An 18150-nucleotide genomic window follows, 5' to 3' on the forward strand; every position below is an offset into this window, starting at 1 on the left:
CATGGCGAAGAGCGAAGCTGCAGCAGTAAAAGACCCCGCAACCAAAGGCAAACTCAAGATGATCATTGCGATCGTGCTCGGGTTGCTGCTGGCCATCGGCGCATCTGTGGGGGCGACCTGGTTCTTCATGCACAGTGCCCAGAGCAAGCCCGAGGCGGCGGCCGAAGCGGCCCCGGTCGGCAAGCAACCGGCGATTTTCGAGCCGATGGCGCCGGCCTTCGTGGCCAACTACAACCAGAACGGCCGTCAGCGCTACATGCAGGTGAGCATCACCATGCTGGCGCGCAATCAGGCCGATCTGGAAGCGCTCAAAGTGCACATGCCGGTGATCCGCAACAACCTGGTGATGCTCTTCTCCGGTCAGGATTTCGCCACGCTGGCGACCCCGGTCGGTCAAGAGATGTTGCGCCAGAAGGCCACAGCCAGCGTCCAGGAAGTGGCGCAGAAAGAGCTGGGCAAAGTGGTGATCGAACAGTTGCTTTTCACTAATTTCGTACTGCAGTAGGAACACGACATGGCCGTGCAGGATCTGCTGTCCCAGGATGAAATCGACGCGCTGTTGCATGGTGTCGACGATGGTCTGGTACAGACCGATAACGCTGCCGAACCCGGCAGTGTCAAAAGCTACGACCTGACCAGCCAGGATCGCATCGTCCGTGGACGCATGCCGACTCTGGAAATGATCAACGAGCGTTTTGCCCGCTACACCCGCATCAGCATGTTCAACATGCTGCGCCGCTCGGCGGACGTTGCCGTCGGTGGCGTACAGGTGATGAAGTTCGGCGAATACGTGCACTCGCTGTACGTGCCGACCAGCCTCAACCTGGTCAAGATCAAACCCCTGCGCGGCACCGCGCTGTTCATCCTCGACGCCAAACTGGTGTTCAAACTGGTGGACAACTTCTTCGGCGGCGATGGCCGTCACGCCAAGATCGAAGGGCGTGAATTCACCCCGACCGAACTGCGCGTGGTGCGCATGGTGCTGGAGCAGGCGTTCGTCGACTTGAAGGAAGCCTGGCAGGCGATCATGGAAGTCAACTTCGAGTACATCAACTCGGAAGTGAACCCGGCCATGGCCAACATCGTCGGCCCGAGCGAAGCGATCGTGGTCTCCACGTTCCACATCGAACTCGACGGCGGTGGCGGCGATCTGCACGTGACCATGCCGTACTCGATGATCGAACCGGTGCGCGAAATGCTCGACGCCGGTTTCCAGTCGGATCTCGACGACCAGGACGAACGCTGGGTCAATGCCCTGCGCCAGGACGTGCTGGATGTCGACGTGCCGATCGGTGCCACCGTGGCTCGCCGCCAGTTGAAGCTGCGCGACATCCTGCACATGCAGCCGGGTGACGTGATTCCGGTCGAGATGCCGGAAGACATGATCATGCGCGCCAACGGCGTGCCGGCCTTCAAGGTCAAGATGGGCTCGCACAAAGGCAACCTTGCGTTGCAGGTTATCGAGCCGATCGAGCGCCGCTGAAGCGGCGCCCTCACTCCCTGATTCTTTTACCGGTTTTTTGCCCGCCGAGGACAAATGATGAACGACGATATGAACACCCAGGACGATCAGGCACTGGCCGATGAATGGGCTGCCGCCCTGGAAGAAACCGGTGAAGCCGGGCAGGCCGACATCGACGCGCTGCTGGCCGCCGATGCAGGTGCTTCGAGCTCCAACCGTCTGCCGATGGAAGAGTTCGGCAGCGTGCCGAAGAACAACGATCCGGTGACCCTCGACGGTCCGAACCTGGACGTGATCCTCGACATTCCGGTGTCGATCTCGATGGAAGTGGGCAGCACCGACATCAACATCCGCAACCTGCTGCAACTCAACCAGGGTTCGGTGATCGAGCTCGATCGTCTGGCCGGCGAGCCGCTGGACGTGCTGGTCAACGGCACCCTGATCGCCCACGGTGAAGTGGTTGTGGTCAACGAAAAGTTCGGCATCCGTCTGACTGACGTGATCAGCCCGAGCGAACGCATCAAGAAGCTGCGCTGAGTGAAAAAGGTTCTGGGGGCTTTGTTCGGTCTGGCGCTGGCCTTGCCGTTCAGCGTGCTGGCGGCCGAGCCGGTGGCGGCAACTGCGGCCACTGCTGCGCCGGCCGTCAACAGCGGCGTGGCCGGACAGCTGACGCAACTGGTGCTGGGTCTGTTGCTGGTGCTGGGGTTGATCTTCTTCCTCGCCTGGCTGTTGCGCCGGGTGCAGCAGGCAGGTCCCGCCGGCAAGGGCCAGGTGATCGAGCTGATCGGTTCCCGCGCGCTCGGCCCGCGTGATCGTCTGATGCTGGTGCAGGTCGGCAACGAGCAGATTCTGCTCGGCCTCAGCCCCGGAACCATCACTGCGTTGCACGTGCTCAAAGAGCCGGTCGAGGTGCCGAGCACCGCCGACAAAGCGACTCCGGAATTTGCCCAGCATCTGTTGAAGATCCTCGGCAAGGATCAGAAGGATAAGAAGTAATGGGTGCGTTGCGCATCGTCTTGACCCTGGCCTTGATGTTGGCCGCGCCGCTGGCATTCGCCGCCGATCCGTTGTCGATCCCGGCGATCACCCTGGGCACCAACGCCGAGGGCGCGCAGGAGTATTCGGTCAGCCTGCAGATCCTGCTGATCATGACGGCGCTGAGCTTCATTCCGGCTGCCGTCATCCTGATGACCAGTTTCACCCGGATCATCATCGTCTTCTCGATCCTGCGTCAGGCCCTGGGCCTGCAGCAGACTCCGTCGAACCAGATTCTCACCGGCATGGCGCTGTTCCTGACGCTGTTCATCATGGCGCCGGTATTCGACCGCGTGAACAACGATGCCTTGCAGCCGTACCTCGCGGAAAAGCTGACGGCCCAGCAGGCGGTGGAAAAGGCTCAAGTGCCGATCAAGGACTTCATGCTTGCCCAGACCCGCTCCAGCGATCTTGAGCTGTTCATGCGCCTGTCCAAACGCACCGACATCGCGACGCCGGATCAGGCGCCGCTGACGATTCTGGTGCCGGCGTTCGTGACGTCTGAACTGAAGACCGCGTTCCAGATCGGCTTCATGATCTTCATCCCGTTCCTGATCATCGACCTGGTGGTGGCGAGCGTGCTGATGGCGATGGGTATGATGATGCTCTCGCCGCTGATCATTTCCCTGCCGTTCAAAATCATGCTGTTCGTGCTGGTGGATGGCTGGGCGCTGATCATCGGCACCCTGGCCAGCAGTTTCGGAGGTGTATCGCCATGACGCCAGAAGTAGCGGTCGACATCTTTCGCGAGGCTCTGTGGCTGACCACCATGATGGTGGCGATTCTGGTGGTGCCGAGTCTGTTGGTGGGCCTGCTGGTGTCGATGTTCCAGGCTGCCACCCAGATCAACGAACAGACCCTGAGCTTCCTGCCGCGTCTGCTGGTGATGCTGGTCACGCTGATCGTCGCCGGCCCGTGGCTGGTGCAGACGTTCATGGAATACATCACTCAGCTATACAAAAACATTCCGATGGTCATCGGCTAAGCCATGCAATCGCTGCTTCAGTTGACCGATACCCAGATCAGTACCTGGGTGGCGTCGTTCATGCTGCCGATGTTTCGCGTCGCCTCGATGTTGATGGTGATGCCGGTCTTCGGAACCACGCTGGTGCCCCGGCGGATCCGTCTGTACTTCGCCTTCGCGATCACCGTGGTGATCACGCCCAACCTGCCGCCGATGCCAGCGGTCAGCCCGCTGGACCTCAGCGGTCTGCTGCTGATCGCCGAACAGATTCTCGTTGGCGCGGTGCTGGGTTTCTCGCTGCAATTGTTCTTTCAAGCTTTCGTGGTGGCCGGGCAGATCGTCGCGATCCAGATGGGCATGGGCTTCGCATCGATGATCGACCCTACCAACGGCGTGTCGGTGGCGGTGATCGGGCAGTTCTTCACGATGCTGGTGACCTTGCTGTTCCTGTCGATGAACGGGCACCTGGTGGTCTTCGAAGTGCTCACCGAGAGCTTCACCACGCTGCCGGTCGGCGGCGGGCTGATGACCACGCATTACTGGGAGCTGGCCGGCAAGCTCGGCTGGGTGCTGGGCGCCGCGTTGTTGCTGGTGCTGCCGGCAGTCACCGCGCTGCTGGTGGTCAACATCGCCTTTGGCGTGATGACCCGGGCCGCGCCACAGCTGAACATTTTCTCCATCGGCTTTCCGCTGACCCTGGTGCTCGGCCTGTTCATCGTCTGGGTCGGGTTGGCGGACATTCTCAATCAGTATCAACCGCTGGCCACCGAGGCTTTGCAGTTTTTACGAGAACTGGCAAAGGCGCGCTGAGTCATGGCTGAGAGCGAAAGCGGTCAGGACAAAACAGAAGACCCCACGGAGAAGCGCAAGAAGGACTCCCGGGAAAAGGGTGAGATTGCGCGCTCCAAGGAGCTCAACACGCTGGCGATCATGCTCGCGGGCTCTGCAGCGCTGCTGATCTTTGGCGGGATGCTGGCGCAGGATTTGATGGATCTGATGCGCCAGAACTTCACGCTGTCGCGGGAAGTGATCATGGACGAGCGCTCCATGGCGACGTTCCTGATGAACTCCGGTTTGCAGGCTTTGCTGGCGATTCAGCCGATCATGATCACCCTGTTGCTGGCGGCATTTCTCGGGCCGATCGCGCTGGGCGGCTGGCTGTTTGCCGCCGGTTCGCTGGCGCCCAAGTTCAGCCGGATGAACCCGGCGGCGGGCCTCAAGCGGATGTTCTCGATGAAGGCCGTGGTCGAGCTGCTCAAGGCGCTGGCCAAGTTTCTCATCACGTTGGGCGTGGCGCTGGTGGTGCTCAATGCGGACATCGACGATCTGCTGCGCATCGCCCACGAGCCGCTGGACCGGGCGATCATTCACAGCTTGCAACTGGTGGGCTGGAGTTCCCTGTGGCTGGCCTGCGGGTTGATCATCATCGCCGCCGTCGACGTGCCCGTGCAGATCTGGGAGAGCATCAAAAAGCTCAAGATGACCAAGCAGGAAGTGCGCGACGAGCACAAGGACCAGGAAGGTCGGCCAGAGGTCAAACAACGGATTCGCCAGCTCCAGCGCGAGATGTCGCAGCGCCGGATGATGGCGGCGATCCCGGATGCCGACGTGGTCATCACCAACCCGACCCACTACGCCGTGGCGCTCAAGTACGACGCCGAGAAGGGCGGGGCGCCGATGCTGCTGGCCAAGGGCAGCGACTTCCTGGCGCTGAAGATCCGCGAAATCGCCGTGGCCAACAACGTCATGCTCCTCGAATCGCCAGCGCTGGCGCGTTCGATCTATTACTCCACGGAGCTGGAAGAAGAAATCCCCGGCGGCCTGTACCTGGCGGTCGCTCAGGTTTTGGCGTACGTCTACCAGATCCGCCAGCACCGCGCGGGCAAGGGCAAGTTCCCGGAACCGCTCAAGGACGACCTGCCGATCCCGCCGGATTTGCGGCGCGATTCCTGATGGTGATGAAGCAAAAAAACCGCCATCCGGTTGAATCCGGTGGCGGTTTTTTCATTCCCGATGACCTGTGTTGCCCGCGAAGGCGTCAGCAATCACGACATATCACTCAAGCCTTTACACAGGGTTCGGCGACTGCGGTATTTCCAGATTATTCAGCACCCGATTCGCTGTTAGCTCCCCGAGCATGATCAGTTGCCCGATGCCCGTCAGCGTCCTGCGCTGCGAGGCGGGCATGAGGTGGGCGAAGTCATTGGCGATGGTTCTGGCGGACGCGAGGGTTTCGCAGAGCTCGGCCAGCAGCTCTTCGTTTTTGAAGTCCGCGGTGACGGCATACATTCTGCGGGTCTTGCGCGGAGGTGGCGTGGAGCCGGGCGGGCAGAGGTAGTGATCGAGGGCGCGGTCGGCGGCTTCGTGAAGCTTTCTGGAATCGGCGGACTCGTAGGGCGAGGCGGGGTCGGTTTCGGGCGGGTTGGGTGTTGGTTTGATCATGGTGAAGCTCCTGAGGTTATGGAGCCACTTTCCCCCTGTCGCTAAACAAGTGAAGGTGGCAGCTGTACGCAGGTTAGCGAACCGGTCTCAGGCACCCCGGTAGACCCAAAGGTCTCCCGCATACAGCCGCCATAACGTAATTGCGGACGAAGAGTCCCACAACGAAGCCATGAACGCTGATGCGCTGAGAAAGTTCGAGTCGCTAAACCCGATCGCTGATTCGTCAGCGACCGATCCACAATAGAACCCGACCCCACAGCGCACAAGCCGGCGGATTCTGGCGTAGCCGTAGGCAACGGCGCAAGGATTCGTAGCCTGTAAGGCGTGTCTGAAGGTGTCTTTTAAACACCTGAGTTTAAAAGGCATTTTGTGCTGAGTTCTCGGGCCCCTTCGCGAGCAGGCTCGCTCCCACATTTGGAATGCGTTCCCCTGTGGGAGCGAGCTTGCTCGCGAAAGCGACATCCCGCCCAGCAGAAAAACCACGCCCGAACCCCTCTGTTTCAATCATCGGCAAAAGTTGGAAGGCTTCTTGCAGTAGCCGCCCTGCGCCCGCTCTGGGCGTCAAAAGTTTGCTTTAAAGGAACGGGGAAAACCGGTGGATCGCTCTCAGTTATTCAACACTGCTCGCTCGAATGTTGCCGACCTCAGTCGAGGCAATCTGGGTGTGCCGCTGTTGCTGCTGGTCATGCTGGCGATGATGATGTTGCCGGTGCCGCCGTTCCTGCTCGACGTGTTCTTCACCTTCAACATTGCCCTGTCGATCGTCGTGCTGCTGGTCTGCGTATACGCCTTGCGGCCGCTGGATTTCGCGGTGTTCCCGACGATCCTGCTGGTGGCGACGCTGTTGCGACTGGCGCTGAACGTGGCGTCGACGCGGGTGGTGATGCTCCACGGTCAGGACGGCCACGCCGCCGCCGGTAAGGTGATCCAGGCCTTCGGTGAGGTGGTGATCGGCGGTAACTACGTGGTCGGTATCGTGGTTTTCGCGATCTTGATGATCATCAACTTCGTCGTGGTGACCAAGGGTGCCGGCCGGATCTCCGAGGTGAGCGCGCGCTTCACCCTCGATGCGATGCCCGGCAAGCAAATGGCGATCGACGCCGACCTCAACGCCGGTCTGATCGACCAGGCGCAGGCCAAGGCCCGTCGTCAGGAAGTGGCCCAAGAGGCCGAGTTCTACGGTTCGATGGACGGTGCCAGCAAATTCGTACGCGGTGACGCCATCGCCGGTCTGCTGATTCTGTTCATCAACCTGATCGGCGGTATGGCCGTCGGTATCTTCCAGCACAATATGACGTTCGCCGACGCCGGCAAGGTTTACGCCTTGCTGACCATCGGTGACGGTTTAGTGGCGCAATTGCCATCACTGTTGTTATCTACAGCTGCAGCGATCATGGTGACCCGTGCTTCCGGCTCGGAAGACATGGGCAAGCAGATCAATCGCCAGATGTTCGCCTCGCCCAAAGCGCTGGCGGTGGCGGCCGGTCTGATGGCGGTCATGGGCCTGGTGCCGGGCATGCCGCACTTCTCGTTCCTGACCATGGCTGCCCTCGCCGCCGGTGGTGCTTACCTGTTCTGGAAAAAGCAGAACGTTGCCAAGGTGCAGGCGCTGCAAGAGGTTCAGCGTCAGCAGGAATTGCTGCCGTCGCCGGCCCGCGCCATGGAAACCAAGGAGCTGGGCTGGGACGACGTGACCCCGATCGACATGATCGGCCTGGAAGTCGGCTACCGCCTGATTCCGCTGGTGGACCGCAACCAGGGCGGGCAATTGCTGGCGCGTATCAAGGGCGTGCGCAAGAAGCTCTCGCAGGATCTGGGCTTCCTGATGCCGACCGTGCACATCCGCGACAACCTCGATCTGGCACCGAGTGCCTACCGCCTGACCCTGATGGGCGTGATCCTGGCCGAGGCCGAGATCTACCCGGATCGCGAACTGGCGATCAACCCGGGACAGGTCTACGGCTCGCTCAACGGCATTACCGCCAAAGATCCGGCTTTCGGCCTGGAGGCGGTGTGGATCGAAGTCAGCCAGCGCGCCCAGGCACAATCGCTCGGTTACACCGTGGTCGATGCCAGCACCGTGGTTGCGACCCACTTGAACCAGATTCTGTACAAGCACTCCAGCGAGCTGATCGGCCACGAAGAAGTGCAGCAATTGATGCAATTGCTGGCCAAGAGCTCGCCGAAACTGGCTGAAGAGCTGGTGCCGGGCGTGGTCACGCTGTCGCAGCTGCTCAAGGTGTTGCAGGCGTTGCTGGCCGAACACGTGCCGGTGCGCGATATCCGCAGCATTGCTGAAGCCATCGCCAACAATGCCGCCAAGAGTCAAGATACCGCCGCTTTGGTGGCCGCTGTGCGGGTCGGCGTATCCCGCGCCATCGTCCAAAGCATTGTAGGGACTGAGTCGGAGCTGCCAGTTATCACGCTAGAGCCAAGGTTGGAACAAATATTGCTCAATAGTCTGCAGAAGGCAGGGCAAGGCTCGGAAGAGGGCGTTCTGCTGGAGCCGAGCATGGCCGAGAAGCTGCAGCGTTCGCTGATCGAAGCGGCGCAGCGCCAGGAAATGCAAGGTCAGCCGGTGATCCTGTTGGTAGCAGGCCCGGTTCGCGCGATGCTCTCGCGCTTTGGTCGCCTGGCAGTTCCCGGACTGCATGTGCTGGCCTACCAGGAAATTCCGGACAACAAGCAAGTGACCATCGTTGCGACAGTAGGGCCCAACGGCTGAGGTAGTGGTTTATGCAAGTTAAGCGTTTTTTCGCCGCCGATATGCGTCAGGCCATGAAGCTGGTTCGTGATGAGCTGGGCGCTGATGCCGCCATCATTGGCAACCGCCGCATTGCCGGCGGCGTCGAGCTGACGGCGGCGCTCGATTACAAACTGTCGGCGCTGGCCCCGCGTGTTCCGAACATGGAACTCGAGGATGAGCTGCGCAAGACCCAGTCGCGCATCGTCACCGCCCAGGCCGAGCTGAGCCTGCGTGGCGAAGCCGACGGCAACACCAATCGCCAGTTGTTCGCCGGGCTGCCGTTGACGGCCGGCCTGCCGCTGACCGCTGCCGAGCCGCTGACCGAACCGACCTACGAAGCTCCGGCCCGTCCTGCACCGGCGCCTGCAGCGGTTTCCGCTGGCGTCGACCCGCGTGCTCTGGACTCGATGCGTTTCGAGCTCAACAGCCTGCGCGAACTGATGGAAGTGCAACTCGGCACCCTGGCCTGGAACCAGCTGCAAGGCAGCCGTCCGGCCCAGGCCAATCTGTACCGTCGTCTGCAACGCATCGGTTTGTCCGGCCCGTTGTCCCGTGATCTGCTGTCGATGATCACCGAGATCGACGAACCGCGTCAGGCCTGGCGCATGCTGCTGGCGCACCTGGCACGAATGATTTCCGTACCGGAAGTCGAGCCGCTGGAAGAGGGTGGGGTGATTGCCATGGTCGGTCCTGCCGGCATGGGCAAGACCACCACGCTGGCCAAACTGGCCGCCCGCTACGTGCTCAAGTACGGCGCGCAGAACATCGCGCTGGTGAGCATGGACAGTTTCCGTATCGGCGCACAGGAGCAGCTCAAGACACTGGGCCGCATCCTTAACGTTTCGGTGACCCACGTCGATCCGGGCCAGTCCCTGGTGCAGGCGCTGGATCCACTGCTGCGCAAACGCGTGGTGCTGATCGATACCGCCGGCCTGCAAGCCAGCGATCCGGCACTGCGCATGCAGCTGGAAAGTCTGGCCGGTCGTGGCATTCGCTCAAAAAATTATCTGGTCCTGGCAACCACCAGCCAGAAACAGGTTCTAACCGCCGCTTATCACAGTTACAAGCGTTGCGGGCTGGCTGGCTGCATCCTGACTAAACTGGATGAGACGGCCAGCCTTGGCGAAGTGCTGAGCCTGGCGATCAGTCATGAACTGCCGGTCGCCTACCTGACCGACGGCCCACGGATTCCGGATGATCTGCATCTGCCGCGCCGTCATCAACTGGTCAGCCGCGCCGTCAGCGTGCAAATGCAGGAAGAACCCAGCGAAGAAGCCATGGCTGACATGTTCGCTGATATCTACCACAGTCCGACCAAGCAGGTTGGCTGAGGTAATGAACCGTTTTTGTACCTACATCGATGGTCTGCCATGCATTGTTCCGGTTGTGAACGCGCAGCCAGTAATGTGGCCTCCGTCTATGCAAGACAAGGTAAAGAAATAACATGGGCAGCATGCATCCCGTACAGGTGATCGCGGTGACCGGCGGCAAAGGTGGCGTCGGCAAGACTAATGTGTCAGTGAACTTGTCCTTGGCGCTGGCAGAGCTTGGCCGTCGGGTCATGCTGCTGGACGCCGACCTGGGGCTGGCGAACGTCGACGTTCTGCTGGGCCTCACACCCAAACGCACCCTGGCCGACGTGATCGAAGGCCGCTGCGAGCTGCGCGACGTGCTGTTGCAAGGCCCCGGCGGAATCCGCATCGTGCCGGCCGCTTCCGGCACCCAGAGCATGGTTCACCTGAGCCCGGCCCAGCATGCCGGCCTGATTCAGGCGTTCAGCGACATCGGCGACAATCTCGACGTACTGGTGATCGACACCGCTGCGGGTATTGGTGACTCGGTAGTCAGTTTCGTTCGCGCAGCCCAGGAAGTGTTGCTGGTGGTCTGTGACGAGCCGACCTCGATCACCGACGCCTACGCGCTGATCAAACTGCTGAACCGCGATTACGGCATGAATCGCTTCCGCGTCCTGGCCAACATGGCCCAGAGCCCGCAGGAAGGTCGCAATCTGTTCGCCAAGTTGACCAAGGTCACGGATCGCTTCCTCGACGTCGCCCTACAATACGTCGGCGCGGTGCCCTACGACGAAAGCGTGCGCAAGGCGGTGCAGAAGCAGCGTGCGGTCTATGAAGCCTTCCCGCGTTCCAAGTGCGCACTGGCGTTCAAGGCGATCGCACAGAAGGTCGACACCTGGCCGCTGCCCGCCAACCCGCGCGGCCACCTCGAATTTTTCGTCGAGCGCCTCGTGCAGCAAACGGCAGGACCTGTGCTATGACCGCCAGCGGTATGAATTTCTACAAGAAGTCGGCGCGTGACGCGCAGTACGAGCTGATCGAGCGTTACGCGCCACTGGTCAAACGCATCGCCTACCACTTGCTGGCGCGATTGCCGGCCAGTGTGCAGGTCGAAGACCTGATCCAGGCCGGGATGATCGGCCTGCTCGAAGTCTCGACCAAATACGACGCCAGCAAGGGCGCCAGTTTTGAAACGTACGCGGGCATCCGGATCCGCGGTGCGATGCTCGATGAAGTCCGTAAGGGGGACTGGGCGCCACGCTCGGTTCACCGCAATACCCGTATGGTCAGCGACGCAATTCGCTCGATTGAAGCTAAAACCGGCCGTGACGCTAAAGATCACGAAGTTGCGGCCGAACTCCAATTGAGTCTCGACGATTACTACGGGATTTTGAACGACACCCTGGGCAGCCGGCTGTTCAGTTTCGACGATCTGTTGCAGGACGGCGAACACGAAGGGCTGCACGAGGATGGCGCCAGTGCTCATCTGGAGCCGTCGCGCGATCTGGAAGACGAACGTTTCCAGGCCGCGCTGGCGGACGCGATTGCCAATTTGCCGGAGCGTGAGCGACTGGTGTTGGCGCTGTACTACGACGAAGAGCTGAACCTCAAGGAGATCGGTGAAGTCCTTGGCGTCAGTGAATCGCGGGTCAGCCAGTTACACAGCCAGTGCGCGGCCCGCTTGCGGGGGCGTTTGGGGGAGTGGCGAGCGCGCTGAAGGCAGTGTGGGGACACTGCGAACGAGGCTGGTGCGGTGGTGAACGGCACCGGTCTCGATCTGTTGTGCTCCAGACAGTCATCGAGTGTTTTGCCGGATTGATTGAAATGGCGCGTCCAGGTGCTGGGCGCGTTTAAGACTGCTTGGAGGTCGAATTGAACAAAGACATGAAAATCCTCATCGTTGATGACTTCTCAACGATGCGGCGGATCATCAAGAACCTGTTGCGTGATCTGGGGTTCACCAACACCGTTGAAGCCGACGATGGCACCACTGCCATTCCGGTACTCAACAGCGGCAGCATCGACTTTCTGGTGACCGACTGGAACATGCCCGGCATGACCGGTATCGACCTGCTGCGCCACGTGCGTGCCGATGAAAAGCTCAAGCACCTGCCAGTGCTGATGGTGACCGCTGAAGCCAAGCGCGAGCAGATCATCGAAGCGGCCCAGGCCGGCGTTAACGGCTACGTGGTCAAACCTTTCACGGCCCAGGCGTTGAAAGAAAAAATCGAGAAGATTTTCGAACGCATCGGCTGATGAACGCGCGGGGGAGCTATGGAGCATAACGAATCTTCACAGGGCGATTTTGAGTCGACCCTGAAAAAACACGCGGTCGAACTGGTCGAGAGCCTTGAAAAAGGCAAGTTCGGCGACGCTGTGCAACTGATCCATGAGCTCAATCAGACCCGTGACCGTGGCCTGTACCAGGAAGTGGGCAAGCTCACGCGTGAACTGCACAGTGCGATCGTCAATTTCCAGATCGATCCGCACATGCCACAGGCTGAGGAAGTGTCGCAAATCACCGACGCTACCGAGCGCCTGGGCTACGTGGTCAAACTGACCGAAGCTGCCGCCAACCGCACCATGGATCTGGTGGAAAGCGCGACCCCTGTGGTCAATGGCCTGGCTGACGAAGCCCAGGCCTTGAGCGCCGATTGGAGCCGCTTCATGCGCCGTGAGGTCGGGGCTGAAGAGTTCCGTGAACTGGCGCGCCGGGTCGACGGTTTTCTGGCACGCAGCAGCGCGGACAACCGCGCGGTGTCGAGCAATCTGAACGACATTCTGCTCGCCCAGGATTACCAGGACCTCACCGGTCAGGTGATCAAGCGCGTGACCCAATTGGTCACCGAAGTCGAAAGCAACCTGCTCAAGCTCGTGCTCATGGCCAGCCAGGTGGACCGCTTTGCGGGCATCGAACATGACCGTGCGGCGATGCTTGCTGAAAAAGATCCACAAAAACATCTCTCGCAGGGTGAAGGTCCGCAGATTCATGCCGATAAACGAGAAGACGTTGTGTCCGGTCAGGACGATGTGGACGATTTGCTATCCAGCCTTGGATTTTGAGTTTTTTTGGGTTTTTAGACCTGTAGGAGCACCCCATTAATGAGCTTCGGCGCCGATGAAGAGATCCTTCAGGATTTCCTGGTTGAGGCCGGCGAGATTCTTGAGCAACTGTCCGAACAACTGGTCGAGCTGGAAAGCCGCCCGGATGACGCAGATCTGCTCAACGCAATTTTTCGCGGTTTCCACACTGTAAAAGGGGGCGCCGGCTTCCTTCAGCTCAACGAGCTGGTGGAGTGCTGTCACATCGCCGAAAACGTGTTCGACATCCTGCGCAAGGGTGAACGACGCGTCGATGCAGAACTGATGGACGTGGTGCTCGAAGCGCTGGACGCGGTGAACAGCATGTTCAGCGAAGTCCGCGATCGCAGCCCGATCACCGCCGCCACCCCGGAACTGCTGGCCGCCCTGGCGCGTCTGGCCGAACCGCAATCGGCGGATGAAGCTCCGGCTTCGCCGGTTGCCGAGATGATCGAAGAACTGGTCGTCGAAGGCGATTCGGGCGACATCACCGATAACGAATTTGAACAGTTGCTGGACTCGCTGAACGCCGTCAAGGCCGAAGCCGAAGCCCCGGCGGCTGCCGCTGCGCCGACTTCCAGCGAAGCGGCCAGCGATGAAATCACCGACGCCGAGTTCGAGTCGCTGCTCGACCAGTTGCATGGCAAGGGCCAGTTCGCGGCCGACGCCGTGGCACCGGCGGCCGCTGCACCTGCTGCTCCAGCGGCGGGCGACAGCTCGGACATCACCGACGACGAATTCGAGGCCTTGCTCGATCAGTTGCACGGCAAGGGCAACTTTGCCGTTGATGCGCTGGAGTCGGCGATTGCTTCGGTTCCTGCAACGGCTGCTCCGGCAGCGGCTGCGGCCGGTAGCGATCTGATCAGCGATCACGAGTTCGAATCGCTGCTCGACGATCTGCATGGCAAAGGCAAGTTCACTGACGTCGCCACCGGTGCCGTCGTGACGGCTGGCAATGCTTCTGCTGTTGCAGCGCCTGCTGCGAAGGCCCCGGCCGCTGCGGCAAAACCTGCTGCAAAAGCGCCTGAGCCGAAAGCCGAACCGGCCAAACCGGCTGCCGCTGCGGCACCGGCTCCGGCCCGTGCACCGGCGACGCCGCCACCGGAAAAACCGGCGAGCGAAGCCGAGACCACCGTGCGTGTGGACACTGCACGTCTCGACGAAATCATGAACATGGTCGGCGAGCTGGTACTGGTGCGTAACCGTCTGGTGCGCCTGGGCTTGAACAGCGGCGACGAGTCGATGCAGAAGGCCGTGTCGAACCTCGACGTGGTCACCGCCGACTTGCAGACCGCGGTCATGAAGACCCGGATGCAGCCGATCAAGAAAGTCTTCGGCCGCTTCCCGCGTCTGGTTCGCGACCTGGCACGCCAGCTCAAGAAAGAGATCAACCTGGAACTGGTGGGCGAAGAGACCGACCTCGACAAGAACCTCGTCGAGGCACTGGCCGACCCGCTGGTCCACTTGGTGCGCAACGCGGTTGACCACGGCATCGAGTCGCCGGAAGAACGTGAAGCTTCGGGCAAGGCCCGTGGCGGCAAGGTGATTCTGGCGGCCGAGCAGGAAGGCGACCACATCCTGCTGTCGATCTCCGACGACGGCAAAGGCATGGACCCGAACGTCCTGCGCGCCATCGCCGTGAAACGCGGTGTGATGGACAAGGATGCCGCCGATCGCCTGAGCGACACCGAGTGCTACAACCTGATTTTCGCCCCGGGTTTCTCGACCAAGACCGAGATCTCCGACGTGTCCGGCCGCGGTGTCGGCATGGACGTGGTGAAGACCAAGATTTCCCAGCTCAACGGTTCGATCAACATCTACTCGACCAAGGGCCAGGGCTCGAAGATCGTCATCAAGGTGCCGCTGACGCTGGCGATCATGCCGACCCTGATGGTGATGCTCGGCAATCAGGCGTTCGCGTTCCCGCTGGTGAACGTCAACGAAATCTTCCACCTCGACCTGTCGACCACCAACGTGGTGGATGGCCAGGAAGTGGTGATCGTGCGGGACAAGGCGCTGCCATTGTTCTACCTCAAGCGCTGGCTGGTCAGCTCTGCCGCTCACGAAGAGCAGCGCGAAGGCCATGTGGTGATCCTTTCGGTGGGCACCCAGCGGATCGGCTTCGTCGTCGATCAACTGGTCGGCCAGGAAGAAGTGGTCATCAAGCCATTGGGCAAGATGCTCCAGGGAACTCCGGGCATGTCCGGCGCCACCATCACCGGTGACGGCCGCATTGCACTGATTCTCGATGTTCCGAGCATGCTCAAGCGTTACGCCGCACGGCGTATTTGAATCCGGTGCGGCGGGGCGACAACGTCCCGCCGCACCTAATGGAGTGTTTATGGCAGTCAAAGTCCTGGTGGTGGACGATTCGGGTTTTTTCCGCCGCCGCGTCTCGGAAATTCTTTCAGCGGATCCGAGCATCCAGGTTGTCGGCACGGCAACCAACGGTAAAGAGGCGATCGATCAGGCCCTGGCCCTCAAGCCGGACGTGATCACCATGGACTACGAGATGCCGATGATGGATGGCATCACGGCCGTGCGGCACATCATGCAGCGCTGCCCGACCCCGGTGTTGATGTTCTCCTCGCTGACGCACGAAGGCGCCCGGGTCACCCTGGATGCGCTGGATGCCGGCGCGGTGGATTTCCTGCCGAAGAATTTCGAAGACATCTCCCGCAATCCGGAGAAGGTCAAGCAACTGCTGTGCGAGAAGGTTCACAGCATCTCGCGCAGTAACCGTCGTTTCAGTGCCTACAGTGCGCCGGCGCCTGCCGCTACACCTGCACCTGCGCCGACTCCGGCAGCAGCGCCGTCGAGCTTTGGCAGCCACAGTGCTCCGGCCCGTCCGGCACCTGCGCCTGCACCGACTCGCGCGCCAGCGGCCAGCGCTTCGTCGCCGGCCCCGAAACGCAAAAACTACAAGCTTGTGGCGATTGGTACATCGACCGGCGGCCCGGTAGCGCTGCAACGGGTTCTGACCCAGTTGCCGGCCAACTTCCCGGCACCGATCGTGCTGATCCAGCACATGCCGGCAGCCTTCACCAAGGCCTTCGCCGAACGTCTGGACAAGCTGTGCCGCATCAGCGTCAAGGAAGCCGAGGATGGCGACATCCTGCGTCCGGGCCTGGCGCTGCTGGCGCCGGGTGGCAAGCAGATGATGATCGATGGCCGTGGCGCGGTGAAAATCCTGCCGGGCGACGAGCGTCTGAACTACAAGCCGTGCGTGGACATCACCTTCGGTTCTGCAGCCAAGTCCTACAGTGACAAAGTTCTGGCGGTGGTACTGACCGGCATGGGCGCCGATGGCCGCGAGGGTGCACGCCTGCTCAAGCAGGGCGGCAGCACGGTCTGGGCTCAGGACGAAGCCAGTTGCGTGATCTACGGCATGCCGATGGCCATCGTCAAAGCTGACCTCGCCGACGCGGTGTACAGCCTGGACGATATCGGCAAGCACATCGTCGAGGCATGCGTCTGATGGATGTTCTAAGCCTTATCGGGATCATCATGGCGTTCGTCGCCATCATCGGCGGCAACTACCTGGAAGGTGGTCACCTCGGCGCGCTGGCCAACGGCCCGGCGGCGCTGATCGTGCTCGGTGGCACCGTCGGTGCCGCGCTGCTGCAATCGCCGATGAGCGCGTTCAAGCGCGCCATGCAGATTCTGGCCTGGATCTTTTTCCCGCCGCGTGTGGATCTGGCCGGCGGTATCGACCGCGTGGTCAACTGGAGCCTCACCGCGCGCAAGGAAGGCCTGCTGGGCCTGGAAGGCGTGGCGGATGCCGAGCCCGACGCCTACTCGCGCAAAGGCCTGCAACTGCTGGTCGACGGCGCCGAGCCGGAAGCGATCCGCAGCATCCTCGAAGTGGATTTCTACACTCAGGAAGCCCGCGATGTCGAAGCGGCCAAAGTGTTTGAAAGCATGGGCGGCTACGCGCCGACCATCGGCATCATCGGTGCGGTGATGGGCCTGATCCACGTGATGGGCAACCTGGCCGATCCGTCGCAACTGGGCAACGGTATTGCGGTCGCGTTCGTCGCTACCATCTACGGTGTAGCCAGTGCCAACCTGATCCTGTTGCCGGTGGCCGCCAAGCTCAAGTCAATCGCGTTGCGACAGTCGCGTTATCGCGAAATGTTGTTGGAAGGGATCTTGTCGATCGCTGAAGGTGAAAACCCACGCTCCATCGAGTTGAAGCTTCAGGGCTTCATGGATTAAGGGACTAACCTCATGGCACGTCGTCGCCAGCATGAAGAGCACGTAAACCATGAACGTTGGCTGGTTTCCTACGCCGACTTCATCACCTTGCTCTTTGCCTTTTTCGTGGTGATGTACTCCATCTCGTCGATCAACGAAGGCAAGTACAAGATCATCTCCGAAGCGCTGATCGGGGTCTTCACCGACTCCGACCGCGCGCTCAAGCCGATCCCGATCGGTGAAGAACGACCGAAGACCGTGACCCCGGCCAAGCCGCTGGTCAAGGACGCCGAACAGGTCGACGCCGGCATCGCCGGGGCCAGCGATCCGCTGAAAAGCATCGCCGATGACATCAGCGCCGCGTTCGGTGACCTGATCTCCTCGAACCAGATGACCGTGCGCGGCAACGAGCTGTGGGTCGAGATCGAACTGAACTCCAGCCTGTTGTTCGGCAGCGGTGATGCGATGCCCAGCGATATCGCGTTCAACATCATCGACAAGGTCGCAGCGATTCTCAAACCGTTCGACAACCCGATCCACGTCGAAGGCTTCACCGACGATCAACCGATCCGCACGGCGCAGTACCCGACCAACTGGGAACTGTCCTCGGCGCGTTCGGCGAGCATCGTGCGCATGCTGGCGATGCAGGGTGTCAACCCTGGCCGCATGGCGTCGGTGGGCTACGGCGAATTCCAGCCGGTGGCCAACAACGCCACCGCCGAAGGCCGGGCGAAGAACCGTCGTGTGGTGCTGGTGGTGTCGCGCAATCTTGATGTGCGCCGCAGCCTGACCGGCACCGGAACCGCCCATGCGCAACCGGATGCCGCGTTGAAGCGTGCTGGCACACAAACTGCACCGACCCCGGTCAAGACGCCGGGACGCGAGAGTGCCGTCAATTCTCCGTCGCCCGCATTAATACGCTGAACCA

At 61.2% G+C, this 18150-nt stretch carries 19 protein-coding genes; 18 read left to right on the plus strand and 1 reads right to left on the minus strand.

Annotated features, from left to right (window positions below; genetic code table 11):
• Position 1 precedes the first annotated feature (1 nt).
• Genes fliL through flhB form a run of 8 tightly spaced genes read left to right on the plus strand, consistent with a single transcriptional unit; the run spans position 2 to position 5414 of the window.
• Positions 2-505 carry a flagellar basal body-associated protein FliL gene (gene fliL / locus C1X29_RS11335; protein ID WP_007951946.1) on the plus strand — a complete coding sequence of 168 codons (504 nt, stop codon included), beginning with the start codon at positions 2-4 and terminating at the stop codon, positions 503-505.
• Between the two features lie 9 nt (positions 506-514).
• The gene (gene fliM / locus C1X29_RS11340; RefSeq protein ID WP_003222890.1) at positions 515-1483 is read left to right on the plus strand and encodes a flagellar motor switch protein FliM; all 969 of its coding nucleotides are present in this window, start codon (positions 515-517) and stop codon (positions 1481-1483) included.
• Positions 1484-1537: 54 nt separating this feature from the next.
• Complete coding sequence (gene fliN / locus C1X29_RS11345) at positions 1538-1999, plus strand: flagellar motor switch protein FliN (RefSeq protein WP_162831786.1); 462 nt, start codon at positions 1538-1540, stop codon at positions 1997-1999.
• The gene (fliO, locus tag C1X29_RS11350; RefSeq protein WP_085747106.1) at positions 2000-2458 is read left to right on the plus strand and encodes a flagellar biosynthetic protein FliO; all 459 of its coding nucleotides are present in this window, start codon (positions 2000-2002) and stop codon (positions 2456-2458) included.
• Positions 2458-3216 (plus strand): flagellar type III secretion system pore protein FliP, encoded by a 759-nt coding sequence (gene fliP / locus C1X29_RS11355; protein WP_007951950.1) that lies wholly within the window; start codon positions 2458-2460, stop codon positions 3214-3216. Before fliO ends, fliP begins: the two co-directional genes overlap by 1 nt.
• Positions 3213-3482, plus strand: a complete 270-nt coding sequence (fliQ, locus tag C1X29_RS11360; protein WP_007951951.1) for a flagellar biosynthesis protein FliQ — start codon at positions 3213-3215, stop codon at positions 3480-3482. Before fliP ends, fliQ begins: the two co-directional genes overlap by 4 nt.
• A 3-nt stretch (positions 3483-3485) precedes the next feature.
• Positions 3486-4271 carry a flagellar biosynthetic protein FliR gene (gene fliR, locus C1X29_RS11365; protein ID WP_102717471.1) on the plus strand — a complete coding sequence of 262 codons (786 nt, stop codon included), beginning with the start codon at positions 3486-3488 and terminating at the stop codon, positions 4269-4271.
• Between the two features lie 3 nt (positions 4272-4274).
• Positions 4275-5414: a flagellar biosynthesis protein FlhB gene (flhB, locus tag C1X29_RS11370; RefSeq protein WP_102717472.1), complete on the plus strand. Its 1140-nt coding sequence runs from the start codon at positions 4275-4277 to the stop codon at positions 5412-5414.
• Positions 5415-5528: 114 nt separating this feature from the next.
• On the opposite strand, the gene C1X29_RS11375 is transcribed toward flhB, so the two are convergent.
• Positions 5529-5903, minus strand: a complete 375-nt coding sequence (locus tag C1X29_RS11375) for a hypothetical protein (RefSeq protein ID WP_102717473.1) — start codon at positions 5901-5903, stop codon at positions 5529-5531.
• A gap of 595 nt (positions 5904-6498) precedes the next feature.
• Between C1X29_RS11375 and flhA the strand changes: the two genes are divergently transcribed.
• From flhA to motD, 10 genes are all read left to right on the plus strand, one after another.
• Positions 6499-8628 carry a flagellar biosynthesis protein FlhA gene (flhA, locus tag C1X29_RS11380; RefSeq protein WP_102717474.1) on the plus strand — a complete coding sequence of 710 codons (2130 nt, stop codon included), beginning with the start codon at positions 6499-6501 and terminating at the stop codon, positions 8626-8628.
• Positions 8629-8639: 11 nt separating this feature from the next.
• A complete protein-coding gene (gene flhF, locus C1X29_RS11385) occupies positions 8640-9980 on the plus strand; it encodes a flagellar biosynthesis protein FlhF (protein ID WP_085747102.1) in 1341 nt (446 codons plus the stop codon).
• A gap of 113 nt (positions 9981-10093) precedes the next feature.
• Entirely contained in the window at positions 10094-10924 is an 831-nt protein-coding gene (gene fleN / locus C1X29_RS11390) for a flagellar synthesis regulator FleN (RefSeq protein WP_003222917.1), read from the plus strand.
• On the plus strand, positions 10921-11661 hold the full coding sequence (gene fliA / locus C1X29_RS11395) for an RNA polymerase sigma factor FliA (protein ID WP_011333070.1): 741 nt from the start codon (positions 10921-10923) through the stop codon (positions 11659-11661). The genes fleN and fliA overlap by 4 nt, the downstream gene beginning before the upstream one ends.
• Before the next feature lie 167 nt (positions 11662-11828).
• On the plus strand, positions 11829-12200 hold the full coding sequence (locus tag C1X29_RS11400) for a chemotaxis response regulator CheY (protein WP_003183998.1): 372 nt from the start codon (positions 11829-11831) through the stop codon (positions 12198-12200).
• Between the two features lie 18 nt (positions 12201-12218).
• The gene (locus C1X29_RS11405; RefSeq protein WP_085605803.1) at positions 12219-13007 is read left to right on the plus strand and encodes a protein phosphatase CheZ; all 789 of its coding nucleotides are present in this window, start codon (positions 12219-12221) and stop codon (positions 13005-13007) included.
• 39 nt (positions 13008-13046) lie between these two features.
• Entirely contained in the window at positions 13047-15317 is a 2271-nt protein-coding gene (locus tag C1X29_RS11410; protein ID WP_102717475.1) for a chemotaxis protein CheA, read from the plus strand.
• Between the two features lie 49 nt (positions 15318-15366).
• On the plus strand, positions 15367-16503 hold the full coding sequence (locus tag C1X29_RS11415; protein WP_085747100.1) for a chemotaxis response regulator protein-glutamate methylesterase: 1137 nt from the start codon (positions 15367-15369) through the stop codon (positions 16501-16503).
• Complete coding sequence (locus C1X29_RS11420) at positions 16503-17243, plus strand: flagellar motor protein (protein WP_064600715.1); 741 nt, start codon at positions 16503-16505, stop codon at positions 17241-17243. Before C1X29_RS11415 ends, C1X29_RS11420 begins: the two co-directional genes overlap by 1 nt.
• A 12-nt stretch (positions 17244-17255) precedes the next feature.
• A complete protein-coding gene (motD, locus tag C1X29_RS11425; protein ID WP_007959218.1) occupies positions 17256-18146 on the plus strand; it encodes a flagellar motor protein MotD in 891 nt (296 codons plus the stop codon).
• Positions 18147-18150: the final 4 nt, after the last annotated feature.

The organism is Pseudomonas sp. GW456-12-10-14-LB2 (genome assembly GCF_002884345.1).
GTDB classification, from domain to species: Bacteria; Pseudomonadota; Gammaproteobacteria; order Pseudomonadales; family Pseudomonadaceae; genus Aquipseudomonas; species Aquipseudomonas paraglycinae.